The 25,539-nt window shown below is 44.5% G+C and carries 22 protein-coding genes; 13 read left to right on the top strand and 9 right to left on the bottom strand.

All coding sequences use genetic code 11. From position 1 onward, the window contains the following. The first annotated feature begins 335 nt into the window (after positions 1-335). Entirely contained in the window at positions 336-2,276 is a 1,941-nt protein-coding gene (locus NG798_RS09940) for an adenylate/guanylate cyclase domain-containing protein (RefSeq protein WP_261222357.1), read from the top strand. Positions 2,277-2,376: 100 nt separating this feature from the next. Here NG798_RS09940 and NG798_RS09935 read toward each other — a convergent pair whose 3' ends face one another. Beyond that, positions 2,377-3,468 (bottom strand): tetratricopeptide repeat protein, encoded by a 1,092-nt coding sequence (locus NG798_RS09935; protein ID WP_261222356.1) that lies wholly within the window; start codon positions 3,466-3,468, stop codon positions 2,377-2,379. A gap of 284 nt (positions 3,469-3,752) precedes the next feature. Here NG798_RS09935 and NG798_RS09930 point away from each other — a divergent pair, with 284 nt between their 5' ends. The 4 genes from NG798_RS09930 to NG798_RS09915 all read left to right on the top strand — a co-directional run bounded on the left by NG798_RS09930 (position 3,753) and on the right by NG798_RS09915 (position 4,872). After that, a complete protein-coding gene (locus NG798_RS09930; RefSeq protein ID WP_261222355.1) occupies positions 3,753-3,974 on the top strand; it encodes a type II toxin-antitoxin system HicB family antitoxin in 222 nt (73 codons plus the stop codon). Between the two features lie 2 nt (positions 3,975-3,976). After that, positions 3,977-4,216, top strand: a complete 240-nt coding sequence (locus NG798_RS09925; RefSeq protein WP_261222354.1) for a type II toxin-antitoxin system HicA family toxin — start codon at positions 3,977-3,979, stop codon at positions 4,214-4,216. Between the two features lie 184 nt (positions 4,217-4,400). Next, positions 4,401-4,613, top strand: a complete 213-nt coding sequence (locus NG798_RS09920) for a hypothetical protein (protein WP_261222353.1) — start codon at positions 4,401-4,403, stop codon at positions 4,611-4,613. After that, positions 4,600-4,872, top strand: coding sequence for a type II toxin-antitoxin system RelE/ParE family toxin (locus tag NG798_RS09915; protein WP_261222352.1), 273 nt, complete (start codon positions 4,600-4,602; stop codon positions 4,870-4,872). The genes NG798_RS09920 and NG798_RS09915 overlap by 14 nt, the downstream gene beginning before the upstream one ends. A 63-nt stretch (positions 4,873-4,935) precedes the next feature. Here NG798_RS09915 and ileS read toward each other — a convergent pair whose 3' ends face one another. Then, positions 4,936-7,812, bottom strand: coding sequence for an isoleucine--tRNA ligase (ileS, locus tag NG798_RS09910; protein WP_261222351.1), 2,877 nt, complete (start codon positions 7,810-7,812; stop codon positions 4,936-4,938). A gap of 182 nt (positions 7,813-7,994) precedes the next feature. Between ileS and NG798_RS09905 the strand changes: the two genes are divergently transcribed. Further along, positions 7,995-8,285 carry a nucleotidyltransferase family protein gene (locus NG798_RS09905; RefSeq protein WP_261222350.1) on the top strand — a complete coding sequence of 97 codons (291 nt, stop codon included), beginning with the start codon at positions 7,995-7,997 and terminating at the stop codon, positions 8,283-8,285. 35 nt (positions 8,286-8,320) lie between these two features. Then, positions 8,321-8,548 carry a type II toxin-antitoxin system HicB family antitoxin gene (locus tag NG798_RS09900; RefSeq protein ID WP_261222618.1) on the top strand — a complete coding sequence of 76 codons (228 nt, stop codon included), beginning with the start codon at positions 8,321-8,323 and terminating at the stop codon, positions 8,546-8,548. A 72-nt stretch (positions 8,549-8,620) separates the two neighbouring features. Here the strand turns inward: NG798_RS09900 and NG798_RS09895 are convergent, their stop codons facing one another. Then, entirely contained in the window at positions 8,621-8,851 is a 231-nt protein-coding gene (locus NG798_RS09895) for a ribbon-helix-helix domain-containing protein (RefSeq protein WP_261222349.1), read from the bottom strand. A 138-nt stretch (positions 8,852-8,989) separates the two neighbouring features. Beyond that, positions 8,990-10,624, bottom strand: coding sequence for a Ycf66 family protein (locus tag NG798_RS09890; protein WP_261222348.1), 1,635 nt, complete (start codon positions 10,622-10,624; stop codon positions 8,990-8,992). A 221-nt stretch (positions 10,625-10,845) separates the two neighbouring features. Between NG798_RS09890 and NG798_RS09885 the strand changes: the two genes are divergently transcribed. The 3 genes from NG798_RS09885 to NG798_RS09875 all read left to right on the top strand — a co-directional run bounded on the left by NG798_RS09885 (position 10,846) and on the right by NG798_RS09875 (position 14,762). Further along, complete coding sequence (locus tag NG798_RS09885; RefSeq protein WP_261222347.1) at positions 10,846-12,141, top strand: hypothetical protein; 1,296 nt, start codon at positions 10,846-10,848, stop codon at positions 12,139-12,141. Between the two features lie 242 nt (positions 12,142-12,383). Continuing rightward, on the top strand, positions 12,384-13,880 hold the full coding sequence (gene gndA, locus NG798_RS09880) for an NADP-dependent phosphogluconate dehydrogenase (RefSeq protein ID WP_261222346.1): 1,497 nt from the start codon (positions 12,384-12,386) through the stop codon (positions 13,878-13,880). 87 nt (positions 13,881-13,967) lie between these two features. Further along, positions 13,968-14,762, top strand: coding sequence for a class II aldolase/adducin family protein (locus tag NG798_RS09875; protein WP_261222617.1), 795 nt, complete (start codon positions 13,968-13,970; stop codon positions 14,760-14,762). A 179-nt stretch (positions 14,763-14,941) separates the two neighbouring features. Here NG798_RS09875 and NG798_RS09870 read toward each other — a convergent pair whose 3' ends face one another. The 4 genes from NG798_RS09870 to NG798_RS09855 all read right to left on the bottom strand — a co-directional run bounded on the left by NG798_RS09870 (position 14,942) and on the right by NG798_RS09855 (position 19,952). Beyond that, the gene (locus NG798_RS09870) at positions 14,942-16,900 is read right to left on the bottom strand and encodes a serine/threonine-protein kinase (RefSeq protein WP_261222345.1); all 1,959 of its coding nucleotides are present in this window, start codon (positions 16,898-16,900) and stop codon (positions 14,942-14,944) included. Between the two features lie 474 nt (positions 16,901-17,374). Beyond that, a complete protein-coding gene (locus NG798_RS09865) occupies positions 17,375-19,126 on the bottom strand; it encodes a WD40 repeat domain-containing serine/threonine-protein kinase (RefSeq protein ID WP_261222344.1) in 1,752 nt (583 codons plus the stop codon). 198 nt (positions 19,127-19,324) lie between these two features. Beyond that, entirely contained in the window at positions 19,325-19,549 is a 225-nt protein-coding gene (locus NG798_RS09860) for a hypothetical protein (protein ID WP_261222343.1), read from the bottom strand. Between the two features lie 202 nt (positions 19,550-19,751). Beyond that, positions 19,752-19,952, bottom strand: a complete 201-nt coding sequence (locus NG798_RS09855) for a hypothetical protein (protein WP_261222342.1) — start codon at positions 19,950-19,952, stop codon at positions 19,752-19,754. A gap of 299 nt (positions 19,953-20,251) precedes the next feature. Between NG798_RS09855 and NG798_RS09850 the strand changes: the two genes are divergently transcribed. From NG798_RS09850 to NG798_RS27990, 3 genes are all read left to right on the top strand, one after another. Beyond that, the gene (locus NG798_RS09850) at positions 20,252-20,689 is read left to right on the top strand and encodes an HHL1-like protein (protein WP_261222341.1); all 438 of its coding nucleotides are present in this window, start codon (positions 20,252-20,254) and stop codon (positions 20,687-20,689) included. 336 nt (positions 20,690-21,025) lie between these two features. Continuing rightward, a complete protein-coding gene (locus tag NG798_RS09845) occupies positions 21,026-22,510 on the top strand; it encodes an AAA family ATPase (RefSeq protein WP_261222340.1) in 1,485 nt (494 codons plus the stop codon). Positions 22,511-22,524: 14 nt separating this feature from the next. Continuing rightward, complete coding sequence (locus NG798_RS27990) at positions 22,525-23,310, top strand: Rho termination factor N-terminal domain-containing protein (protein ID WP_261222339.1); 786 nt, start codon at positions 22,525-22,527, stop codon at positions 23,308-23,310. Positions 23,311-23,535: 225 nt separating this feature from the next. Here the strand turns inward: NG798_RS27990 and NG798_RS09835 are convergent, their stop codons facing one another. After that, positions 23,536-25,536 (bottom strand): ATP-binding protein, encoded by a 2,001-nt coding sequence (locus NG798_RS09835; protein ID WP_261222338.1) that lies wholly within the window; start codon positions 25,534-25,536, stop codon positions 23,536-23,538. Positions 25,537-25,539 lie beyond the last annotated feature (3 nt).

Raw genomic sequence — 25,539 nt, 5'->3', positions numbered from 1 at the left:
CAAATTACTTATTCTTAAAATAAATGTTTTTAGCGGACACTTTGCTCAGTTTCTCACATCAAGGGCTATGAGTGGCAAGAAATTTGACCCCTCGACGCATCGCCCAAAATATTTTACGCTTAAAGACAGACTTATCAGTTGTGATAACGGCCTCAAGCGCAACTAAAAAACCAAGCTTTTGTGAAGTTGTTTTTTTTAATTCGCTTGACTTGTTGAAAAATGCTTGAGTGTTGGGCATTGGTTGGGTAAAAATGGCAAAAAAATTAGGCACACAAAACAGGAATCTATCGACTATTGTTGAAATATTAAATAACAGCTTGAAAACCAGGTTATCCGTGATTCTTAAGTTAATTCACCGGCTGCGTAACAAAAAAACCGATCTAACCGGTCTTGGCATTATTGCCCTCAGCGCCACCGCCGTCACCGGCCTATTGCTTTTGTTTCGGTCTCTGGGAGGTTTAGAACCCCTAGAACTGCGGATTTTTGACCAAATGGTAATGCAAAAACCAGACGAAGGCCCAGATCCGCGTTTGTTAGTTGTTGCCATCACCGAAGAAGACATCCAAACTTTAAAACAATCAACAATTACCGATGAAACTTTAGCCGAAAGTTTAGAGAAATTACAACAATATCAACCGGCAGTTATTGGCCTTGATATTTATCGAGATATTGCCCAAGGTAGCGGCAAAGAAAAACTCGAAGAACAACTCAAAAAACCTAACATCATTGCCATTGCCAAAATGGGAATTACCGGTAATTTTGAAGTCCCGCCGCCGCCTTCAGTTCCGCCAGAACGAATTGGCTTTAATGATTTATTGCAAGATGTTGATGGAGTCGTGCGGCGAAATTTACTTTTTGGAAATCTCAACGCAGAAACAACTTTATTTTCTTTTGCTTTGCAGGTTGTCGGCGCTTATTTAACTCCCCAAGGAATTCAACCAGAAAACAGTCAAGCAAACGCCGATTTAATACACTGGGGAAAAGCCCAATTTTTACCTTTACAACCTTCTTCGGGAGGCTATGACAAACTTGATGCCAGCGGTTATCAAATTCTTCTTAATTACCGTTCGCGCCGCAATGTTGCTAAACAAGTTAGCTTAACTGAACTTTTAAACAACCAAATTAACCCGCAATGGGTGAAAGACAAAATTGTTTTAATTGGCTACACAGCCCCAACTAAAAGAGACTTATTTTTAACGCCTTATAGTCCTGCCGAAAAGCAAGATCCAAAAATGGCGGGGGTGTTAATTCATGCTCAAATGACAAGTCAAATTCTCAGCGTTGTTTTAGGAGAAAACCGCTTGTTTTGGTTTTGGTCAGAAGGGGGTGAATTTTTGTGGATTGTCGTTTGGGCGGTGGCCGGTGGAACGGTAGCCTGGTTTGTACATCACCCTCTAGCTTTAGCTTGCAGCAATATCGGCATGGTAGCGATAATTTTTGGCACCGGCTATTATTTATTTCTTCGCAATGCTTGGATACCCATCGGAACCCCAGTTTTAGCCACCGTAACAAGCACCGCTTTAGTGGTTACTTACCGCGCCTATCAAGCGCAGTATCAGCACCAAATTGTTATGAAACTTTTGGGTCAAAATACATCGCCAGAAGTAGCTGATGCCCTGTGGAAAAATAGAGATAAATTAATCAAATCTGGCAAACTTCCGGGGCAAAAACTTATCGCCACAATGTTATTCACAGATTTGAAAGACTTTAGCACAATTTCTGAGCAAATGTCGCCAGAAGCGCTGATGGAATGGTTAAATGAATATTTGGAAATATTAGCAACAACAGTGCAGAAAAATAAAGGAATAATTAATAAATTTACCGGCGATGGAATTATGGCAGCATTTGGAGTGCCGGTGGAAAGAACTACAGAAAAAGAAATTGCAGAAGATGCCCATCATGCCGTTAATTGTGGTTTAGAATTTGGCGAAAGATTGAAGGAAATAAATAAAGAGTGGCAAAAACGAGGATTGCCGGTGGTGCAAATGCGGGTGGGAATTTTCACCGGCCCCGTTGTAGTCGGTTCATTAGGAGGAAAAGACCGGCAAGAATACGGCATAATTGGCGACAGTGTGAACATTGCCTCCCGCTTAGAAAGCTGCGAAAAAGACCGACAAACGAGCATTTGCCGAGTCTTAATCGCCAAAGAAACACTCGTCTACATCGAACCCCATTATTTAGTGGAAACCTGGGGGCATCTTGCTTTAAAAGGCAAACATCAAACAGTGGATGTTTATCGAGTTATTAGCAAAAAATCGCCACCAGCAAACAGTTAATGTCTTTTGACAATTAGTTTTTTGTCTTTTCTGTTAGTCATGTATGCTTTTTTTGCCGATGAAATGACTAATTAACAATGAACCCTGACCACTGATAAACCTAATCCCCTAATTCTTTAAGCATTGCCTCTGCTTTTTGCATCCAATCAGACTGACCTTGTTTTTCATACAACTCCCGCGCTTTTTTAAAGGCTTCGATGGCTTCATCTGTGCGGTCACGTCCTTTTAATGCCAGCCCCAAATTATAATAAGCACCGGCATCTTCTGGTGCAATAGAAATCACTTCCCGATAAGCTACAACCGCCCGTAAATAATCCCGTTGTTGCAAGCGAATTTCGCCAATTGCTGCTTGCGCTTGCACCAATTTAGGATTAATTGCAAGGGCTTGTTGATAGGAAACAGCAGCCCGATCAAAATCATTTTGATTTTGAAAAATTCGCCCAATCTGAAAATGTACTTCAGGATTTCTAGGGTCAAGTTGAGCAGCACGTTCAAAATATACCCGTGCCCCATTAGGATTATTTTCTTGCAAAAAAGCAATGCCCAAATTTAATAGCACACTTCCATCTCTGGGATTGAGTTGTGAGGCTATTTCTAGGTTTTGGATCGCTTCTTGAGTGCGATTTTGTTGCAACAACATTGAGCCGGTTAATTCGTAAGCTTTGGCATTTCTAGGTTCAAGGGCGATCACTTGTTGAAAAGCAGTTGTGGCACCGTTATAATCTTTTTGCCGCATCAAAACCACACCCAATCCCAAATAGGAATTAACATTTCTGGGGTTTAGTTGAGCACTGCGTCGATAAGCCTGCGCTGCACTGGCATTATCGCCCATATTTGCTAAACTAAATGCCAGCGCATATTGAAAATCAGCATTGTTAGGATCAAGAACAACTGCTTGCTGATAAGCACCCGCCGCCGCTGGATAATTTTGTTGCAAGGCTTGCAAATAACCAATGCCTGAATAAATTCGAGCATTTCTGCTATCTAAACTCAACGCTTGTTGATAAAGAGTTAAAGCGCTAGGATAATCTCCCCGATCAACAGACTCGCGTGCTTGTCGTAAAAGCTGGCTGAGTTGTTGACTATTGGGGTTAACTTGAGCAATGGTTTCTTGTGCTTGAGAAGCCGGCGCTACTAAGACTCCACCGGCACCAAATAAGACAAAACAGAGAGCGAAGATTTGCTTTTGCACGGCCTAAAATTTTCCTGTCAACTCTAAAGGATACAACAGTGTGAACAATGAAATCAGGAGGCACCCATAGGTTTCCTGAGTGAGGACGATTTATGATTTTAACAACACTTGACGTAATTTTACGGGAAATAGTTCAAATTTTTTTGAGGGGGCCGGCTAAGGCGCTGGTTTTGAGGAGGAGTGCTAAAATTGATTAGAGGCCGGTTTCTCCTTGTAAGAGGGAAACCTAAAATTACCGCAAATTAGAAATCTAAATTCTATTCAATACAACCTAAATCAACCCCATGAAACCAATCAAAATTATTGTAGAAAAACATCCTGATGGTTATGTAGCCTATCCGCTTGGAATTAAAGGCGTTGTGGTGGGAGAAGGCGACACCTATGAACAAGCATTAGCCGATGTTAAATCAGCAATTCGCTGTCATATAGAAGTATTTGGGCAAGCAGTTTTAGAGGATGAGTCACCTGTCCAAGAGGCTTTTATTGCTGAAGTAGAGGTGGCTTAAGAATGGATAAATTCCCTGTGGATGTTCCCAAATCAAGAGCAATCAAAACATTAGAATTGTTGGGCTTTGTAGTTATTAGAGAAAGAGAACATATCGTTATGGTAAGAGAAAACGACGATGGAACCCAAACACCCCTAACAATGCCAAATCACCCTCAAATTAAGGGTTCTACGTTGAGATCAATTTGCACGCAAGCGGGAATTTCCCGACAAGAATTTTTAGCTACCTATATCCAAACTTAGAAGTTGTTGCGGTTGAAGTTTTGCTGATAAGGTTAGTTTATAAAATGTTTTATTATAAGTTGATAACCTAAAAACCTTCTATACTTCAGACAACAGAAAATCGTTATCTAACGTTGCTGGTAGCGAGAAAAGTGATAAAATTTAGTGGTAGCAAGTTTACGACTTTACAAGGCGGATCAATAAAATGCTAAATATTCATAAAAATTATGTGATGGACGAAAATCAGCAACCGATTGCTGTGCAAATTTCGATTGATGATTTTGAGAAAATAGAAGAAATTATCGAAAACTTTGGCTTGGCAAAACTCATGGAAGAAACAGAAAATGATGAGCGTCTTTCAGGAGATGAAGCCCGAAACTATTATCAATTCTTGAAAAAAAGTTATGTGGAAAATTGAATACACAAAGAGATTTTTAAAAGAATTGTCTGCAATGCCGGCAGAAATTATATCGCGGATTGAACCCATTGTTTTTCAAGACCTAGAATGCGAAAACCCTTTTGATTTAGGATATTTGGAAAAAATGAAGGGATATTCTGACAAATATAAAATCCGCGTTGGGGATTATCGGATTGGTATTACAGTTGACAAAGAACGACAAACATTAATTTGCCAGCGCCTTGCTCACCGCAAAGAAATTTATAGAATTTTCCCTTAAATTCTGCTTTTCTCTAAAGTTTGTAGGTTGGGTTGCAAAACCCAACCTTATTATTATCTCCCCTTAAAACTCCCCAACCAAAGCAGAATCACAACGCTCACAAATCGTAGAATGCTCAGCAATTTCTCCCACATGAGTTGAATAATTCCAGCAGCGCTCACATTTTTCGCCCTCTGCTTTCACCACACCCACACCCAAATTATCCGCCAGCAATTTATATTGCAAACCTTCCAGAGATTGCGGAGAATCTAACAACTCAACCTGAGAAGAAATAAACAAATAACGCAACTCATCAACCCCATTGCCATCTAAACTATCAGGATTGAGAGAATGCAACTGTTTACGCAAAGCTTCATCAGCCACATAAAGCAACACCTTCGCCTCCAAAGATGCACCAATCATCTTTTCCATGCGAGCTTGCTCTAAAACCTTATTCACCTCAGCACGAACCTCGCGCAACTGTTCCCAAAACTGCCCTAAATCAGGATTCTTCCACCCTTCATCCAGCTTCACCCATCCCGACTCAAACACAGATTTATAAGGCGTAGAATAAGGCATAAATTGCCAAATATCCTCAGCCAAATGACACAACACCGGCGCAATAGAACGAGCTAAATTTTCCAACGCCACCGCCATCACAGTTTGACAAGAACGCCGGCGAAACGCATCCGACGCACTGATATAAAGCCGGTCTTTGCCAACATCCAAATAAAAATTAGACAAATCAACAACACAGAAATTCTGCACAGTTTGGAAAAAGCGGAAAAACTGATAATTTTCAAACGCCTCTTGCACCTCTGCAAAAACTTCCGTCATTCGGTGCAGCATATACTTATCCAAAGCCGGCATTTTTTCATAAGCAATTGCATCTTTTGCCGGATCAAAATCATGCAAATTCCCCAACAAAAACCGCGCCGTATTACGAATTTTGCGGTAAACATCTGCTAATTGCTTCAGCATATTTTTACCAAGCGGCACATCAGAAGAATAATCTACAGATGACACCCACAACCGCAAAATATCCGCCCCATAAGCAGGGTCTTGTTGTTGATTTTTGCCGCCTTCAATCACAATTTGGGGGTCAACCACATTGCCCAAAGATTTACTCATTTTGCGGCCTTTTTCATCCAAAACAAAGCCATGAGTAAGCACTGTTTTATACGGCGCAACTCCATTATTAGCCACACTGGTTAATAAACTCGATTGAAACCAGCCGCGATGTTGATCTGATCCTTCCAAATACATATCCGCTGGATAGCGCAATTCTTCTCTTTCTTTTGCCACCGCCGCCCAAGAGGAACCAGAATCAAACCACACATCCATTGTATCACTACCTTTGCGGTAAGTTTTGCCGTTATTCCTATAACTTTCAGGCAGCAATTCTTCCACCGCTAATTCCCACCAAGCATCGGAACCTTTTTCAGCAAAAATGTTTTGAACGTAGGCGATAGTTTCCTCATTTAATAACGGCTCACCGGTGCTTTCTTCATAAAAAACAGGAATTGGCACACCCCAAGTACGCTGACGAGAAATACACCAGTCGGAACGTTCAGAAACCATTGCCGTGATCCGATTTTCGCTTTGTGCAGGAACCCATTTTACCTCAGAGATAGCTTTCAAAGCTTCTTCGCGGAAGCCTTCAACCGAGGCAAACCATTGTTCTGTAGCGCGGAAAATTGTCGGTTTTTTAGTACGCCAGTCGTAGGGATATTTATGCAAATAAGGTTCTTCTTTCAGCAAAGAACCGCGTTCTTTTAAGGCTTCAATAACGGCAACATTGCCCTCACCCAAAACATTTTTACCCGCAAATTCTCCCGCCTCTTCGGTAAAATTACCATCTTCATCAACCGGCGCAAAAATTGGCAACCCATACCGTAATCCTACCTGATAATCTTCTTGTCCGTGTCCGGGTGCTGTATGTACTAAGCCGGTGCCTGATTCGGTGGTAACATAATCTCCACCAATGAGAATTTCACTCACCCGATCATAGAGAGGATGCTGATAGGTGGAATGTTCAAGTGCTGCACCTTTAACTGTTGATTTTACAGTGAGGTTTGTGTTAAAAATTCCGCCTAATTTTTCCACTAAATCAGCCGCTACAATCAGATATTTATGAACACAAATTTCGCTGCCGGTTTCCACCACCGCATAAGTAAGTTCAGGGTTGACACTGACTGCTAGGTTAGCAGGAATTGTCCAGGGGGTTGTCGTCCAGATGGCTACTCCCAGATCCGGTAGATAAGTCTCCCATTCCTGCGGCACACTTGATGCCAAATTAGTCATTTTAAATGCAGCATAAAGGCTGCGAGAGGTGTGTCCTTCCGGGTATTCGAGTTCTGCTTCCGCGAGGGCAGTTTTTGAGCTAGGGCTCCAGTGTACCGGCTTGCGACCTCGATAAATATAGCCTTTCAGCACCATCTTGCCAAAAACGCCAATCTGTGCTGCCTCATATTCGGGTTGCAGCGTCAAATAAGGGTTTTCCCAATTGCCCCAAACGCCGTATCTTTGAAATCCTTTGCTTTGTTGTTGCACGGTTTGCAGAACAAAGTCTCGCGCCTTATGACGCAGTTGCAGCGGAGTTAGCTGTCTGCGTTCTTCGGGTTTCATTTCTTGCAAAACTTTTAATTCAATTGGCAATCCGTGACAGTCCCAACCGGGCACATAACGGATTTTGCGGCCTTGTAATAGCTGATAGCGGTTGATTATATCTTTGAGGATTTTACCGAGGGCGTGACCAATGTGCAAGGGGCCGTTTGCATAGGGGGGGCCGTCGTGTAAAATGAACAATTCACCCGGATTTTCTTGAGACAGTCGTTCGTAAATCTTTTGATCTGCCCAAAATTTTTGTAATTCGGGTTCACGTTTGACGGCGTTTGCTCGCATATCAAACTTTGTCTGGGGAAGGTTTACGGAGTCTTTATAACTTTTTGCTTCTGTCACAGTCGGATGCCTAATGGTGAAGTTGTTGTTGGTTTTATTATAGGGCTAGATGGGGTTGGTTAGATGAGGTTGCGGTGGTGTTTTTTTAAACCGCAGATGAACGCGGATGAACGCGGATGGTTTTTTTGCTCTGGAGTTTGGTAGGGTTGAGTTATTAATGGATTTTTTTGTTAGGAGGTTTTATGAAAAAGGAGGAAGTTTTGGCAATTGTTGCAGCGCATAAGGATGAATTAAAGGCGATGGGGGTGAAGTCTTTAGAGTTGTTTGGTTCTGTGGCGCGAGATGAGGCGAGTTCTGATAGTGATGTGGATTTTTTGGTGGAATTTGAGAGACCAGTGAGTTTATTTGAAGTTAGCGCGGTGCATCTTTTTTTAGAGGATACTTTGGGGTGTTCTGTTGATATTGGAAGTCGGAAATATTTAAAAGAGCATCTGCGGGAACGAGTGCTTAAGGAGGCGATTAATGCCTTTTAGGACGTCGCAAGATCGTATTGTAGATATCATAGCCGCTGCGACCGAAAATATCGAGCAAAATCCATTGGTCAGAAGAAGATAACTGTTACCTCGTACATTTACCAGACTTTCCCTCTCAACGGTTCCATACACACGGCGAAACCTACGAAGAAGCCTTAAAAAACGCTCAAGAAGTCTTAGAACTTTTAATCGAAGAATATCAACAAGATGGAAAACCTCTCCCTCAACCAAAACCGATTTCCCCAATTTTTCAACTTGCTTAAACTTGGCTGTTGTTAACCCAGAAATCCGTTTTCTTAAACCCGCCGCAAAAATTATACCGCCGATAAATTAAATTATTCTGCGGCATCAATTCCATCTCCCACAACACAATCCCAACCGGCAATTTCAACAGCATATTCTGAATCTTCCGCATCTTCCTTTAATGCCGCAATCATTTGCGCTTCTAAAACACTGCGCCGGTGTGCCGCCAAAAGAGCATTAATATAAGCGCTGCGGTTGCCTTTTGCCTGCTCATCCACAAACTTTAATAGTTCATCTTCTAACGTAATTGTGACTTTAAGCATCGGTATGATTTTTTAGTATTACTATTTTATCCTACCATAATTTGTAGCCCCAAAAAAGCAGCGATTCAAAAAAATTACCCAAAAAAAAGAAGGGGAGAAAACAAAATCTCCCCTCCAAAAAATCACCAATTCAACACATTAAAAATCATCATCATCATCCTTAACATCACCGGCACCCCCTTTAGCAGAGCTTGCCTGAGCCGAACGTTTCGGCACCTCAACACGCGCCATATCCTCACGCTTGCGAGACAACAACTCAGCAAAACCACCCTCAGACTCCTGGGAAACCACCGGCTCAGCCTCCGCCAAAGGTTCCACCGGCAAAGCCACCGCCGGCTCCGCTTCCACCTCCACCGGCACCTCCACAGAAGCCTCCACAGGAGCCTCCGCCGGCGGAGCCAGATCAACCTCCGGCGCTATCTCCTCCACCGCAACATCCGCCAAAGGCACCTCCTCAGACACCGGCTGAGCCGCCTCCACCAACTCCGCAGAAGGCTCATTTGGACGCACCAACTCCGGCACAGCCTCCTCACCCGTTGGCTCCACCACCGGCTCAAACTCCACCGTCACCGACTCCATCACTGAACTATCCGTCAACACCTCCGGCGTCACATCTCCCACCACATCCTCAACCACCGCATCCATCTCTGGCATCATTTCAGCCACCACCGGCGTATCTTCCACCTTCACAACAGCACTCGGCGTTTCATCCACCTTCACAACAGCACTCGGCGTCTCTTCCACCTTCACAACAGCACTAGCCGTATCTTCCACCTTCACAAGAGCACTCGCTGTCTCTTCAGCCTTGACAACCGGCGCCGGCTTTGCTTCCACCGCCTTCTTATCCTTCTTCTTAGCAAACAAACCCATCAGCGGAGCAAAAATCGCCCCCAAACCACCGGCAGCTTTTGCAGCTTTTTCATTCTTCTCTTTTTTCTCATTCTTCTCTTTTTTCTTTCCTACAACCGGCTCTTTTTTCGCCTCAACCTTCCTTACAGGTGCCGGTTTAAGTTCCACATCATCCAACCCAAAATCATCATCCTCTACCAGTGGCACCGGCGTCTTGCCTGTGCTGACTGTGCTGAGGGGAGTCACACCTGTCGCCTCAACCGGTGTGACTTCCACAGGTAGCGGTGCTTGTTCAATATTTGCCAGAATTTCTTCCGCACTTAGCTGCGAAGCCTCCACAGAAACCGGCACCTCCTCAACCTGAATAACCGTAGCCGGTGAAACAGTCTCCGGCTTTTGCGGCACCAAAATATCCTCCAAAGAAGGCAAACTCTCAACCCCTGGCGCCCCAGAAGCAGCCACAGCAGCCGGCTTATCCTTTGCCTTACCCTTAAACAACCCAAAACCACCCGACTTAGTAACCACCTTTTGAGGCGCAGAAGTCTCCACCGTCACCACCTGCGCCCCAGAAGCAGCCACAGCCACCGGCTTATCTTTTGGCTTAGCCTTAAACAACCCAAAACCACCCGACTTTGCCACCACCGTATCAGAAACCTCCGTCCGCTGACCAGCCGGTGTCACCTCCCGTCTCAACAGCAAAGTTTGCCAAGCAAACCAACCCATAAACGCCACCGTCGCCGTTTGCCCCAAAAGCACAGCACCAGTCATCCTGCCCGCACAAAACCATAAAACCAAAGCATAAAACATCCCTATCCCACTCCAGAAAAAATCCCCCTTCCGGTGAACCTCTGGAAAAAAGAAAGCAGCCATATAAAGCAAAAAGCTACCAACACCTACCAATACTGCCAAAATGTTAGAAAGCATCTTTTAACCTACACTTTACAAAACTAAACAAAAAGCCCATTTTTGGTCGCTTACAGGCTAATTTTATCGTTCTCACCGCCTCTTATGCGGAACTTTCCTCAGACTTGGGTAGCAGAAACAAACCCAACCGCAAAAACTCTTTGTTACCATCATCACCATAGACACGCTGCCGTTGTTCCCCACCCCAAAAACTCCCACCCCAACAAAAGCAGACTTTTGCTATGAAAATTAAAAGCATTCTTCCCCTCCTCACCCTCACCGGCACCACCCTCTTTACCCTACCCTCCCTTGCCCAAAACACCCTGCAACAACTAGCAGGCATAGCCGCTTCCCCCACCCCCGCCGAAGCCAACCTCGCCATCAGCCAACTGCGTCAACAAGGGCCAGCCGGAATCGATGCTTTTATCAATCTTCATGCAGATAAATTGCAACCAAATAGCAAACTCGCCTCCCAAACCCGCGCCTCCCTGCAAACAGCCCTGGACACCATCTGCGCCCAGCGCGACTGCTACGCCTCGAAACTTTACTGGTACACCGACCTCGAACAAGCAAAACAAGCCGCAGCCAAAACCGGCAAACCCATCTTATCCCTGCATTTGTTAGGCAAATTAAATGAAGAACTTAGCTGTGCCAACAGCCGGTTTTTCCGCATCGCCCTTTATCCCAACGCCCAAATATCCCAATATCTCCGCGAAAACTATATTTTGCACTGGCAGTCCGTCCGCCCCGCCCCCAGAGTTACCATCGACTTCGGAGACGGACGCAAACTTGAACGCACCCTCACCGGCAACAGCATCCACTACATCCTCGACAGTAACGGACGCCCCATCGAAGCCCTCCCCGGACTTTATGGCCCCCAAGCATTCCTCAAACACATAGCACAAATCAACAATTTTGTCAAGTCCTATAACAATACTTCTCCCCAACAACAACAAACCCTACTCCGCCAATATCATCAACAACGCCTTAGCGAAATAGAAACCTCCTGGCAAAACGACTTTCTGAGTTTAGGGCAATTAGTACCCCCCTTACCCAGTCTGCCAAACACAGCACAAAACCAACCCACAGCCCTTGAAGCCGCACCTGGGGCATTAAGTAAAATGGCAACAGAAATGCCGGTGTTGCGTTCCATCACACCAAGTGCCGAAAGTATCACACCGGCCCCCAATAACAGCCCTTGGGTTCAACTCGCAGAACTTCACACAGCAGATGCGCGTTTAGATAGCAACAGCATCACCTTAATGCAAAGCAAAAACAGCAATTATAAAAACTTAGAAAATCTGCAAAAAGTCTTACCAAATTTTGAGAGGAATATAGCTTTAGATACAGTACGCAATGAATATTTGTTTCACCGGCAACTGCATCAATGGTTCATCAATGGAAACTCCACCGGCACCCTAGAAAAATTGAATGAAAGAGTGTATGCAGAATTGTTTTTAACTCCGAGTTCTGATCCTTGGTTAGGCTTATTGCCTGGTGATGCTTATACCGGCATAGAAAATGATGGGATGTTTTGAAACAAAATATAATCCCCCCAGAGTTGATAGCTATTTGTTATCTACGCTACCAGATAAAACAAAAATGCCAAGATCCTATATTTTCTCATTGACATCTATCACAATGCTGATATGGAGCCTAGCAAATCGCCAAAAGGGCTGATTTTGTCTGGAGGTGTTTACTTTTAACATCTTCTTTAGCAATGATTTGGAAAAATCGGGCTACCCTGTAAAAGAACCAAGACAGAAAACAACTAACAAATATGACGCTACAAAGCTTTGGTGTAATTGGTTTAGCAGTGATGGGTGAAAACATCGCTCTCAACGTCGAACGCAACGGTTTCCCCATCTCAGTGTATAACCGTAGCCCCGAAAAAACCGATGCCTTTGTCTCCACACGGGGACAAGGCAAAAAAGTCAAAGGGACTTATTCACTGCAAGAATTTGTCCACTCCCTCGAACGACCCCGCAAAATGCTAATCATGGTAAAAGCAGGGGCGCCGGTGGATGCAGTCATCGACCAACTGAAACCCTACCTCCAAGAAGGGGATATCATCATTGACGGTGGTAATTCGCTTTACGATGATACAGCCCGCCGCACCCGCGATTTAGAAGCCCAAGGATTTCGATTCATTGGCATGGGAGTTTCCGGCGGAGAAGAAGGAGCCCTCAATGGCCCCAGTTTAATGCCCGGTGGCACAAAAAGCTCCTACGAATTTCTCGAACCCATTTTTACAAAAATCGCCGCCCAAGTCGATGATGGGCCCTGTGTTACTTACATGGGCCCCGCTGGTGCCGGTCACTATGTAAAAATGGTGCATAACGGCATTGAATACGGCGATATGCAGTTAATTGCCGAAGCCTACGATTTGTTGAAAAATACCCTGGGACTCGACCACAATCAACTGCACGAAGTTTTTGCCGAATGGAATTTAACCGATGAATTAAATTCCTATTTAATTGAAATCACTGCTGATATTTTCACCCAGATCGACCCCGATACAAATTCACCAGTTGTTGATTTGATTATGGATGCAGCCGGCCAAAAAGGAACCGGCCGGTGGACAGTACAAAGCGCCCTAGAATTAGGCGTTTGCATCCCCACGATCATCGCCGCTGTCAATGCACGGATCATGTCATCATACAAACAAGAACGAGTGGCAGCCTCTCAGGAATTAACCGGCCCCACCGGCAAATATGACGGCGACACCAAGACCTTTATTAACCAAATTCGAGATGCACTTTATTGCTCAAAAATTTGCTCCTACGCGCAAGGAATGGCCTTATTAAGCGCAGCATCAACTACCTATTCCTACAACTTAAACCTCAGCGAAATAGCGCGAATTTGGAAAGGTGGTTGTATTATTCGGGCCGGCTTTTTGAATAAAATCAAAGACGCCTTCAAAGAAAACCAAATTTTGCCTAATTTGTTGTTGGCACCCGAATTTAAACAAACCATTCTCGACCGGCAAACAGCATGGCGAGAAGTTATCTCTGTCGCCGCAAAACTCGGTGTACCCGTCCCCGCCTTCAGCGCCAGCTTGGACTACTTCGACAGTTACCGTCGCGCCACTTTACCGCAAAACCTCACCCAAGCACAACGCGACTACTTTGGTGCCCACACCTACGAACGAATTGATAAACCTGGAGTCTTCCACACCGAATGGACGGAAGCTTCCAAAGAAACGCTGCAAACTTCAACCCCCCAAAGCCAACAAGCAGCCGGTCATCTCGAAAAAACCGTCCCTGTAAAGGGTTAACCAAATGATACTTAGGGGTCAGTTCTTAGCTGTTTTTCTCAACTATTAACTGACCCCTGATTGCTAAGAAATTTAATAAAAATACCGATAAAATATTTTTTAACCCCAAACAAAAAACCTAAAATGAAACTCCAAATCCCCACCCCCCCAACCTTTGAAAAAATAGAAGACGAACGCCGACACCGTTGCCAACGTCTAGCAGCAGCATTTAGACTGTTTGCATATTTTGGATTTGATGAAGGAGTAGCAGGCCATATCACCGCCAGAGACCCCGAATTTAGCGATCATTTTTGGGTTAATCCTTTCGGAGTTTATTTCGGGCATATTAAAGTTTCAGACTTAATTTTAGTCAACGATAAAGGCGAAATCATCAAAGGAAACCGGCCTATAAACCGCGCCGCCTTTGCCATCCATTCCCAAGTTCACAGCGCCCGTCCTGATGTCGTAGCCGCCGCCCACGCCCATTCTATCTACGGAAAAACTTGGTCTACCTTGGGAAAATTGCTTGACCCGCTTACCCAAGATTCCTGTAGTTTCTATCAAGATCATGCTTTATTTGATGATTACACCGGCGTTGTTTTAGAAACCTCCGAAGGCAAACGCATTGCCGAAACTTTGGCATATAAAAAAGCAATTATTTTACGAAATCATGGTTTATTAACAGTCGGCCAAACCGTCGATGAGGCCGCGTGGTGGTTTATCACAATGGAGCGTTCTTGTCAAGTTCAATTAATGGCAGAAGCCGCAGGGAAACCGATTTTAATTGACCATGAAAATGCCAAATTAGCAGCAAGCCAAGTAGGAACCCATTCTCTAGGATGGTTTTGTTTTCAATCGCTTTACGAAATGATTATTAAAAAGCAGCCCGATTGTTTGGAGTAGGCAGAAATTTAACCTTATTCTAAGAGATAAAAGCAGATTAGATTCTTGCTTATCTTTTGGGTTTATGAGAGTGTTTTAAGGCGAGTTTTTAAGACAGAGGCGACAGAGGAGTAAGGTATAACTCCTCTGCGGGCTTTTTGTCCACTAATGCGTCCTCTGGGTTTAAAAATAACCTGTGCTCACGGACATAAACGCCATAACTTCACGGTGTCATCAAAGCTGCCACTGACAAGCATTTTCCCTTGGGGGTTGAATGCCAATTTAACCAGTGCAGAGTGTCCCTTGAGGGTGCCGACTAAACCGCCTGACCCAACTTGCCAGAGTTTGATCGTGCCGTTCATGTCGCCAGAGGCGAGGGTTTCTCCATCGGGGCTGAAGGCAACCGACTGGACTTGAGCGCTATGGCCGATGAAAGTGTTTAAGAGGTCGCCGGTTTCCAAAGACCACATTTTAATCGTGTTGTCCCAACTTCCACTGGCGATGTATTCTCCGTCTGGACTGATGCCAACAGACCAAATGGCATCGTTATGTCCTTTGAGAGTGCGCTGGAGTTTGCCGTTTTTGGCGTTCCAGAGTTTAACAGTGCCGTCGGAACTGCCGCTGACAAGGGTTTTGTTATCGGGGGAAAAGGCTACCGTTTGCACTTCATCGTTGTGCCCTTTGAGGGTGCGTTCTTCGATGCCGGTGCGGGTATCCCAGAGTTTGATGGTTTTGTCTTCGCTGACGGATGCGAGAATTTTGCCGTTGGGTGAAAAAGCAACGGAGAAAACTGAGCCGGTATGGCCGTTTAGAGTTTCTAGCAGTTCGCCGGTTCTGACGTTCCAGAGTTTGATGGTTTTGTCGGAACTGGCCGATGCTAGGGTTTGTCCGTCTGGGCTGATGGCAACGGCCCACACTGCGCCAAAATGACCGGCTAATAAACTTTCCATTCCGCCGCTGTGCAGGTTCCAGAGTTTGATGCTGCCATCAAAGCTGCCGGTGGCTACGGTTTGCCCGTCGGGGCTGACTGCAACTGACCAAAATGGGCCGGTGTCTCCTGCTAAGGTGCGAAGTGGTTGAATTTCTCCCCAGCTTTCGTTGCTGCTGTAGGTGTTATATTCTGGCAGGGTTGTGATTTGGGCCGGTTCTATGGTGTAGGTGGTTGTCGGCAGGGGTGTGGGGACGCGGGGGTGTAAGAGGGCGATCAGCATGGCTGCTACTGCCCCTCCCAGCGCACCGGCTGCTAGTCTGGTTTTATGGTGCGTTGTCGGCACCGGCATCATCCATGAATGCAGGTCGCTGATAACTTCCGATGCGCTTTGATATCTTTGTTTGGGGTTGCGTTGTACGAGTTTATCTAGGATTTTACCCAAGGAGTAGCTTACGGGTGTTTTTAGGTAGTCTCTCCACGCCCATTCCCCGGCTTTGACATCAAATAAGTCAAAGGGTGAAATTTGGGTGAGTAAGTACAAGCAGGTTAGCCCTAAACTGTAGAGGTCGCTGCTGGCGGTTGCCTGTCCATGCAGTTGTTCGGGTGCGCTATACTCGGCTGAGCCATATAGGCCGGTGGCTGCAAACAGTTGGCTGTCGCCCCAGTCTACTAAGATATTTTTCTTGTCTTTTTGTCGAGATATGATGTTTTCGGGTTTGATGTCGCCGTGTATGATTTTGCGGCTGTGGGCAAAATGCAGCACCGGCAAGATTTGTTTGAGTAAGGTTCGGATCTCTGTTTCGCTTACGCTGCTATCGCCTACCTCGTTTAGTTCTTCGGCTAGATTTTCTCCTTCAATATATTGTTTGACTAAGTAATACTGGTCTCCTTGTTGAAAGGATGCCCACAGTTTGGGGATGGCAGGATGTTTCCCAAGCTCGTCGAGTTGTTTTGCGGTTTGGTAAAACAGTTTGAAAATCCCTGTCACTCTTGAGGATGCTGGAGTGCTATCTGTGGTTTCTTGTGTATATTGTTTGATGACACAGTGGGGGTGGGCCGGTTGATCTTGATCAATGGCTAGAAAGGTTCGGCAAAAGCTGCTCTGACCTAAGACTTTAATGGTTCGGTAACGGTCTTTGAGCAGTAGCTTTGTGCCGCAGTTAACGCAATTTTCCGCACCCGGATGGTTTTGCGGAGTTTGGCAGGAGGAATTGAGACAATAACTCATATCGCAACCCAATCTTATGACTGTTTTCTATGGTAAGTCTTCCTTTGGAGTTTCCTCTTGACCGGAGGTTCGCTTTTCGGTGTTATGAAAATGATTTCAAGGCTGCGGGGCTAGTCAAAATTACTCAGTTTTTCCGCTTCAATACTTATAAATGGCTGAAAGCATGGCTTTGGAAGTGCTGCCGGTTTATTGATTTGAAGGAGGGTTTAAACATTTAGTTTTCTATGTAACTATTTATGATCAAATATGGAGCCTTGATTTACAAGGTTTCTCGCTTATGGTAAGAAATATGAGGGGAAATAACTTGCAAATTAGGGGTTTTTAATCAAGTCTTTGATAATTGATAATTTTCTTTACAAAACTTTAGCAAAAGTAAACTGCAATGGGGATGGCTTCCTTATTGAGTCTTTGGCAATCCATACAAAAATTTAATGGAAGCAAGTTAGAGTTGATCGGGAAAAGCGGGTTTTGGGTTTAGTCACACTGCCAAATTTTGAGTTTTCTATCTTGGGAGGCGCTGATTAGGGTTTTGCCGTCTTGGCAGAAAATTAGATTGGTGACGACTTTGGAGTGGCCGGAGAGGGTTTGGATTGATTGGCCGGTGTGGATGTTCCACAGTTTGATGCGTCCGTCTTTAGAGCCGGAGGCGATGATTTGTCCGTTGGGATGAAAGGCTAGGGCGCGTAAGGATTTGAGGTGGCCTTTGAATTTGCGGATAATTTGGCCGGTTCTGACGTTGAGGAGTTTGGCGGTTTTGTCCATGTCGCCGGTGACGGCGAAGCTTTGACAGTCGGGGCTGATGGCTATGGAGTGTGCCCAGATTGCTTCTGGGGTGAAGTTGTAGAGGCGTTTGTTTCTTTGGAGATCCCACACTTCTGAACTGCTGACAAGAAATTGGCCGTCGGAACTAAAGGCGAGGGCGTCTACGCCATGCCAGGGTTGACAGTCGGGGCTGATTAGGGTTTCGTAGAGGGCGCCGGTTTTGAGATCCCAAAGTTTGATGATGCCGGTGTTTTCGCCAGTGGCGAAGATTTCTCCGTTTGGGCTGATGGCGAGGGATTCGATGTCTTGTTCGAGTTGGCTGAGTTTTTTGATATATTTACCGGTCTGGGGGTTGACTAGGTTGATACAGGATTGATGACCGACTGAAATTAGGGTTTGTCCGTCTGGGGTAAAGGCTACGGCGTGGATGTAGGGATTTCCTTCGATGCTGTGGATCAGTTTGCCGTTTTTGGCGTCCCATATTTTGATGGTGCCGTCGTGACTACCGGAGGCTATGGTTTGTTCGTCTGGACTTAGGGAGATGCTGGGGATGGTGTTGTTGTGCCCTTTGAGGATGTGGGTGCATTTCCACTCTTTGGGTTGAAGGATTTCTGGCTGTTCGTTTTTGGGGGTGGCGTTTTGAGTTGGGGGATGCAGGTCTTGTAAGGCTTGGCTGGCTAGTTGGTATCTTCCCAGTTGGGATCTTTGTACTAGGCTTCGCAGTACGATTAGGAGGTTTTTGGGAAGTTCACGGCGGAGATAGTCTTGCCATTCCCAGTTATCTTCTTTGCTGTCTAAGAGTTCTAGGGGGTGTATGCCGGTGATTAGGTGTAGGCAGGTTACGCCGAGGCTGTAGAGGTCGCTGGCGGGGATTGGTTGTCTTTGGATTTGTTCGGGGGCGCTGTAGATGGGGTCGCTTGTTTTGGTGTTGAGGGTGCCGGTGAATCCGACTAGGATGTAGGGTTTGTCGGGTTGGTTAGAGCGGATGATGTTTTGGGGTTTGATGTTGTTGTGAAGGAGTTGTTGGTTGTGGAGTTGTTCGAGGAGGGGTAAAATTTGTTCGAGAAGTTGCCCCAGTTCGGTTTCGGTGAGGGTTCCAGTGCTGAGGAGTTCTTGATTGAGGTTGGTTCCTTCGATGTATTCAAAGATGAAGTAATGCCGGTTTTCTAGGGTGGTGTGGTTGAGGAGTTTGGGGAGGTGGGGTGATGGGGCGAGTAGTTGATAGTTTTGAAAGATTTCTTGGGTGTAGGGGCCGGTTGATGAGGGGTAGATTTCTTGGATGATGCAGGGGGGTTTGACTTTTTTGCGTTCGTCAATTGCGAAGTATGTGGTGTTTTTTTTGCTGATGGGTTTGATGGGCCGGTAACGTCCTTGGATGAGCAGTTTTGAGCCGCAAGTGGCGCAAGTTTTGGCTTTGTCGGTGTTTTGGGGGCTTGGGCAATTGGGATTTGTGCAAAAGGTCATAGTTGGAAGCTTTTTTTCGCGTGATTCTATGGTACCGCTTTGCTGGATTTTTCCTCTTTAGGGTCTGGCTGCTTTGATATGGTGGTCAAAAATGGCAGATTTATTTGATCTGAGTTTTGACCAATGGTTAAGTAGGGAGTGGGACGCATATCCTGGTTCTTGAGTTTTGAAAAATGAGTTTTTAGAAATGAGTTTTGGTTATTCGGAGGTGTTGTTTGGGGGTTTTTTTGTTTGGTTGGGCTGGAGTTGTTGTCTGGTTTGCCTAACGCGACCGGAGATGAAGGCGTGCTGTAGTAGCATGAAGGCAAAGAGGTCTTGGGGGTCGGTTTGGGTTGCTAGGTGTTGTTTTAGTTGTTGTTCGGCTTCTGGGCTAAGCTGGCCGATGGTTATGGCTTGATTGATGATTTCTTCTATGCGTCCCATGATACTGCTTTGGTTTTATTTTGTGTGCGTCTTCAGCAGTATGGGGCTTTTTTTCTGTTTGGTGAGTGATGTGATATTGCTTTTCTGGTGATGCTTTTGGGGTTTTTGGGTGATGTTTTTGGGGTTTTTGGGTGATGCTTTTTGGGGTTTTTTTGTGACTGTTTGGATGGGGTGATCTGATCGAGATCACAGGGGTGGGTTTTTAGGTTTGGGAGTAGGTGAGTTGTTGGCGGGATTGCTGGCGGACTCTGCCTGATATGGCGCCGTGTTGCAGGGTCATTAAGGCGTGGAGGTCTTGGAGGTCGTATTTTGTGCTGAGGAGTTGGCGCAGTTCTTTTTCGGCTTCTAGGGTGAGGATGCCGGTTTGGAGTGCTTCTTTGACGAGTTCACGAATGCTAAGCATGGCTCCTGTTTTTTTGGTTTTTGTTGTTTTGTTTTTTGATGTTTGCAGTATGGGGGTTTTTTGGGGTTTTTTGGGTGATCTTTGTTGGCTGTATGTGTGATGTTTTGGGGGTTTGGTGGTGATGGGATGATCGGTTTTGGGGTGATCTTGTGGGGGGGTGGGTGTGATGTAGATCGCTTTGTTGGGGTTATGACGCTGTTGTGGGTGTGGGGATTGCGAAATGCTTGGCTATGTGAGGGGTTCGCTTTTTTATGAAAATATTGTAAACTTTTGTAAAAGACGTTTAGGAGTTATGCAAGATGGCTACACAAAGGGGGTTCGGGAAGGTTCAGCCAGCAAAGAAGGTAAGTAAGAATGCTGGAAAGCGGGCTGAGGCCGGTAAGAAGTATGAGAATATGAAGGCGGATGGTTTGCCGGAGTTTAGTGTTTTTGTGCGGGTTAAGGATAAGAAGAATTGGTTTCCGATTGGTTCTTTGGCGGTGAATCGTTCTACTATGATTAATCGGGCTATTTTTGAGAATGAGGATGATTTGTTACAGGGTGCTTTTCGGTTGTTTCCGGTTTTGAAAAAGAATCAGAATAATTTGGAGTATGGTTATCGTTTAAAGGGTGCTGATTTTGCTGATGAGCCGGTTCAGGTTGCTGTTAAGCCGGCACCGGGGCCAGGAGGTTTTATTCAAGATGCTGTTGATAATATTAAGAGTGCTTTTTCGGGGCTTTTGAAGAAGCAAGGTTAAGTTATTTTCTGCAATATTATGCTACTGGTTAATGCCGGTGGCTACACGAAACGAAACCCCCTATGGGGGTTATTTTTTTGCTTTTTTTAAGTATAAGTCTTTAATTTTGGTCTTTTTCTAACTAACCGCCCTCTTCAAATTTAAGGTTTTTTTTATTTTGTGATGAGAGAATAATTGTGCCGAATTAGTTGGGATTTCTTCACACAAAATTTATATAAAAATTTAGAGTTTAGTGGGGCGTGTGGGGTATAGTTATTGCAATCACCTTAAATCCCGAATGAGGGGAGCATTAGCGAGGGCTGAGGAATTCTTGCGGTTTTCCTTGGTTTTATTAGCATGAATGATTTGGCCGATTGTAGTTTATCTGAGCTATTTGCAGCTATTACGCTTCGCTGTAGTGAGGCGGATGTGGAGCGTCAAGTCATTATTCCCTTGTTAAAAATTTTGGGATATAGTGATGAAGACTGGCAGGCTCAATTTCCATTGAATAGGGGAAAGATTGATTTTTTAGTTCATCCGAAAGAGGCGGCTTTAATTTATCCTCCCTATTTGGTGATTGAGGCGAAGGCACCGAGTAAAAAACTTACTCATAATGGCTGGCAATTGAATACTTATCTGCGGAAGTCGGGAGCGATTTTAGGGCTTTTGACAAATGGTTATGACTTTCGTATTTTTTATCATTATGATGGCAATGTGGAGGTGATTGCTGAGTATTCCCAGGCTGAACTTGTGGCGGATTCTAAGCTTTTTTTACGGTTGCTTTGTAAGGCAACTTGTTTAAAGGTGATTGAGGCTTGCTATAAAAGGCAACAGTTAGTTAGGGTTAAGTTTGGGGAGTTGATTTCTAAGGCGTTTGGTAATAAGGATATGCTGGGGATGTTTGAGGAGAAAGCTTCGGATGATTCTCAGTCTGGAAATGGGCCGGTTGTGATGACGAGTACAAGTTTGGAAGATAGTTTAAAGGAGAGACAAGGCATGATTATTACGGTTTTCAATAATAAAGGCGGTGTGGGTAAAACTACGACGACGATTAATTTAGCGGCGGCGCTGAATAAGTTAGGAAAAAAGGTTTTGTTGATTGATATTGACGCGCAAGCAAATTTGACGATGGGGGTAGGGATTGATCCGTTGGTTGATGTGGAGTTCCAAGGGAAAAAAGATATTAGTCATTTATTGACGGAGACTAAAACGCAACTACCGGATACAATTATTAAGAAAAATTGGGGAGAAATTGAGTTAGATATTGTGCCTTCTCATATTCGTTTAAGTGACATGGAGGCGACGCTAATTCAGACAGTGGATGTTGACCGAGTTTTGAGCCGAAAGCTGAAAAATTATAAGGATGATTATGATTTTATATTAATTGATCCGCCGCCCTCTTTTGGTAAAGCAAACACCATTGCTTTAATGGCATCTGCTGGAATTTTGGTTCCTACTCATTTAGCACCTTATCCTGTGCGAGCTTTGGAGTATGTGATTGCTCGCGCTTTGGCTGTGGGGCAGTTAAGGGAGGAACCTTTACCAATTTTGGGAATTGCTGTGAGTATGTACGATACACGGACAACAAGCGTTCAGGCAATTATGACGAATAAAATCAATAAAATTTTGAGTAGTATTCGGGGGGCTGAAAATATCAGATTATTTGATGAGAAAACGTGGATTCCACAGTTAAAGGTGGTTGCACAAACGCCGGATAAGGGATATCCGCTTTGTTATGCTGAATTTGATAATAGTTTGCCGAGTGGAGATAAGCAAATGGCTGAGAATGCTTGGAATGCTTATATGAATTTGGCACGGCATTTGATGAAAGTTTGTAAATAGATGGAGTAGGAGAAGTGGATTTTGCAGAAGGTCAAAATGCTCTTATTAAAAGATTGCTTCCAAAAGCGATTAATCACGGTCAATTGGATACGGATTTAATTGCTATTCGGCCCGGTTTTTTGCCAGAAATTACACCAGAGAGGCGGCTGGCTATTGAAAAAAGTTTGCAGGCACAAGGTGGAAATTTAGCGACGATTATTGTGCGTCGATCTGAGGCTTATAAGGATGAAGAATACGAGGTAGTTTATGGGGAGGATTGGTGTTTTGTTGCTAAGGAATTAGGGATTAGTCGGTTGTGGGTTTGGGTGTTTGATTTGACGGATGAGCAGGCGGCGGCTTTAAGAGAAGAAATGCAGGTTTTGCTAGGTTTTTCTGGGGTGGATAAACCGGCTGTAGTTGATGATAAGCCGGCTTTGGTTGTGGCACCGGCAATTGTTGAAGATAAACCGGCAATTGTTGAAGCGCCGGCAGAAGTTCAGCCGGTGGGGTTGGAATCTGCATCGCTGAAACAGTTAATAGAACGTTTGGAAAACTCTTTGAGTGAGAAGCTAGAATCTGCTGTAGAGAGGAAGTTTAGCTCTTTCAAAGATGAGTTATTAACGGCGCTTTTTGAAGAGAAAGAAAAGCCGGTTATTGAGCCGAAACCACCCATTAAGCCAGCGGAGATAAAAGATACAGGCTATGAAAATATGACGCTTACAAAGCTAAAAGCAGAGGCAAAAAAACTCAAGCTAAAGGGCTATTCGGGAATGAATAAGCTACAGTTAATTGAACTTTTGCAGCAAAAAGCCGCCGGTTAAAACCGGATGTAAACACGAAAAAAGCCACCGGTTAAAGAGCGTCTACAAGAAAAAAGTCCTAACGGACTATGTACAAAATTCTCATAACCCCGAAGGGGTTTTATTCGTGTAGCGGCGGGTTTTAACCCGTCGCATTAACCCGTCGCATTAACCCGTCGCATTAACCCGTCGCATTAACCCGTCGCATTAACCCATCGCATTAACCCGTCGCATTAACCCGCCGCATTATTTCCTCACCAAACACACCAACTGCGCCTGACTAGAAACCGCAGGATCTAAAATAAAAATCACCCTTTCCTCACATAACTTATCAATCAAACGCGACACCTCAACACCCTCAACCAAAGGAAACTGAGAAACAGCATTTTCAATCAAAACCTGTCTCCCCATCATCTGCTGAGTTTTCATCAAATTTAACAAAAACTCCTTCACCTCTCCAAAAGCCTCAGTTAAATTACGCACCGAAAAATCAGCCGTTCTTTGACGACTTCCCGCCACCGGCATAGCCCCCTCAAACACTCCCAAAGCCTGCAACAACAAACACTCCTGAAACACCCTAGATTTCCTCACAAACCCCTCCAAATCTGCCAAACTAGGCGTTAAATCCCCAATCACCAATTCCCCCGCACAAGCAGCATTTACCAAACTATGATAAGTCGCCAAATAATGCAGCGAAGCTAAATCAGGAATCAAATGTTTATGACGACTTCCAGAAAAAATACTGCGATAAATTCGATAACCTTGATTACCCGAATTTCCCACCCATTCCCCACGAATTAAAACCAACGTTTGACACAAATTTCGCTTCACAGTTTTCTCACAAGCTTTCATCAAATGAAAAAAACTATTTAAATTCGGTTCTTCCGTCCAAACAACACCCACCCTTCCCAACTGCACCGGCAAATGATAACTCAAAGAATAACTCGCATAAGTTGGACTAGGTAACAACTTCGGCTGAATAGCCGGCACTTGCAAAGCCCCCATTGCTTCCCGCAACATTTGCATTAATTCTGGTGCAGAAAAATAACGTAATCTTGTTACTTTTTCCTGCATTTTTCCAAACTCTTTTAACCACAACAACTGAAACGCCGCCAACGGATCAGGTGTGCCGGCAGTAGCATTATTTTCAGCTTCAATTAACCCATCAATCCCGCGATTCTTCAAATCTTGAAACAACTGCCGGCCCAACATCAACACATAACGCGGGCGTGTTTTTCCCCCCGGAAACTTCTCTTCTAGTTGTTGCCGGTTTAACGGAAAAATCTTAGAAACTGGTTCTTTATCCGCTTGCCGGTGTAAGGAAAAAAGCCGATTTTCCCAAAGCGCCTCAGCCTGATTCAAACTAATGGGCTGCAACCTGATTTGCATATCCAACCGCGCCAAATCTGCCGGCTGAATCCGCTTAGAATTTTGTTTCCAAGTATTCGTAACTATACTAATAATCACAAAAAAATTCTTTAATTTCTGATTATGGATAATTGAATTTACATTAAACAAAGCTTGCAAATTAATAAACCCATCCAGCGCCCGATCAATATTATCCAAATTATCAAAACACAAAACTATCGGCTGAGTCGCCGCCGAAATTATGCCGAAATTAGACAAAATTTTCCGCGCCGTCTCCTCACTATCAATCGACCGCTTAACCTGCAATAACCTCAAATTATCCTCATCCAAATCATCACCTTTTAACCACTCACAAGCAAGCGGATAAAGTTCAGAATTTGTCAAATCATAAAGCACCCCAAAAAACTCGGAAGCATTATAAATCCCTCTCGGAAACGCCTTTTTACAATTATGGATAAACAAATTTCGCTCACCCCACAACTGCTCCATCAACCCCTTATTTTCAAAAGTTGATAAACTTTTTAACCACAACAAAAGCTGAGATTCCTGTTGATTTTCCGGCACATACATCAAACTATCAACCGTATTTCGCAACGTATGGCGCCAGATATACTCACTATCAGGCCAAGGGCCAATATAAGCAAAAAAAGCCCGTGAATTTAAAAGCCTTTTAAGCCGGCCCAACAAATAACTTTTCCCCGCCCCAGAATCCCCCGCTAACAACAAAGTCCGAGTGCGATTATCCGCAGCTACCTGTGCCAAAAGAGCCTCAATATCCCTGACAACATCTTGATGAATAGAATCCACCGTCAAATTAACATCTTGCTGTTCCTGCCAAAAATTTCCCGGCCTAAAAGTTGTTGAGTCAAAAGGATTCATTTC

The sequence above is a fragment of the Ancylothrix sp. D3o genome (assembly GCF_025370775.1).
Taxonomy (GTDB): Bacteria; Cyanobacteriota; Cyanobacteriia; order Cyanobacteriales; family Oscillatoriaceae; genus Ancylothrix.
Note: the sequence above shows the minus strand (reverse complement) of the source record. Positions and strands in the feature narration are given on the sequence as shown.

Coding starts and splice junctions, on each gene's coding strand:
- NG798_RS09855 (WP_261222342.1), bottom strand. CDS start 19,952: ATGCTTAGCATTCGTGAACTCGTCAAAGAAGCACTCCAAACCGGCATC.
- NG798_RS09925 (WP_261222354.1), top strand. CDS start 3,977: ATGGATAAATTCCCTGTGGATGTTCCCAAATCAAGAGCAATCAAAACA.
- NG798_RS09860 (WP_261222343.1), bottom strand. CDS start 19,549: ATGGGACGCATAGAAGAAATCATCAATCAAGCCATAACCATCGGCCAG.
- NG798_RS09885 (WP_261222347.1), top strand. CDS start 10,846: ATGAAAATTAAAAGCATTCTTCCCCTCCTCACCCTCACCGGCACCACC.
- NG798_RS09895 (WP_261222349.1), bottom strand. CDS start 8,851: ATGCTTAAAGTCACAATTACGTTAGAAGATGAACTATTAAAGTTTGTG.
- gndA (WP_261222346.1), top strand. CDS start 12,384: ATGACGCTACAAAGCTTTGGTGTAATTGGTTTAGCAGTGATGGGTGAA.
- NG798_RS09865 (WP_261222344.1), bottom strand. CDS start 19,126: ATGACCTTTTGCACAAATCCCAATTGCCCAAGCCCCCAAAACACCGAC.
- NG798_RS09835 (WP_261222338.1), bottom strand. CDS start 25,536: ATGAATCCTTTTGACTCAACAACTTTTAGGCCGGGAAATTTTTGGCAG.
- NG798_RS09920 (WP_261222353.1), top strand. CDS start 4,401: ATGCTAAATATTCATAAAAATTATGTGATGGACGAAAATCAGCAACCG.
- NG798_RS09850 (WP_261222341.1), top strand. CDS start 20,252: ATGGCTACACAAAGGGGGTTCGGGAAGGTTCAGCCAGCAAAGAAGGTA.
- NG798_RS09930 (WP_261222355.1), top strand. CDS start 3,753: ATGAAACCAATCAAAATTATTGTAGAAAAACATCCTGATGGTTATGTA.
- NG798_RS09845 (WP_261222340.1), top strand. CDS start 21,026: ATGAATGATTTGGCCGATTGTAGTTTATCTGAGCTATTTGCAGCTATT.
- NG798_RS09870 (WP_261222345.1), bottom strand. CDS start 16,900: ATGAGTTATTGTCTCAATTCCTCCTGCCAAACTCCGCAAAACCATCCG.
- NG798_RS09905 (WP_261222350.1), top strand. CDS start 7,995: ATGAAAAAGGAGGAAGTTTTGGCAATTGTTGCAGCGCATAAGGATGAA.
- NG798_RS09915 (WP_261222352.1), top strand. CDS start 4,600: ATGTGGAAAATTGAATACACAAAGAGATTTTTAAAAGAATTGTCTGCA.
- NG798_RS09890 (WP_261222348.1), bottom strand. CDS start 10,624: ATGCTTTCTAACATTTTGGCAGTATTGGTAGGTGTTGGTAGCTTTTTG.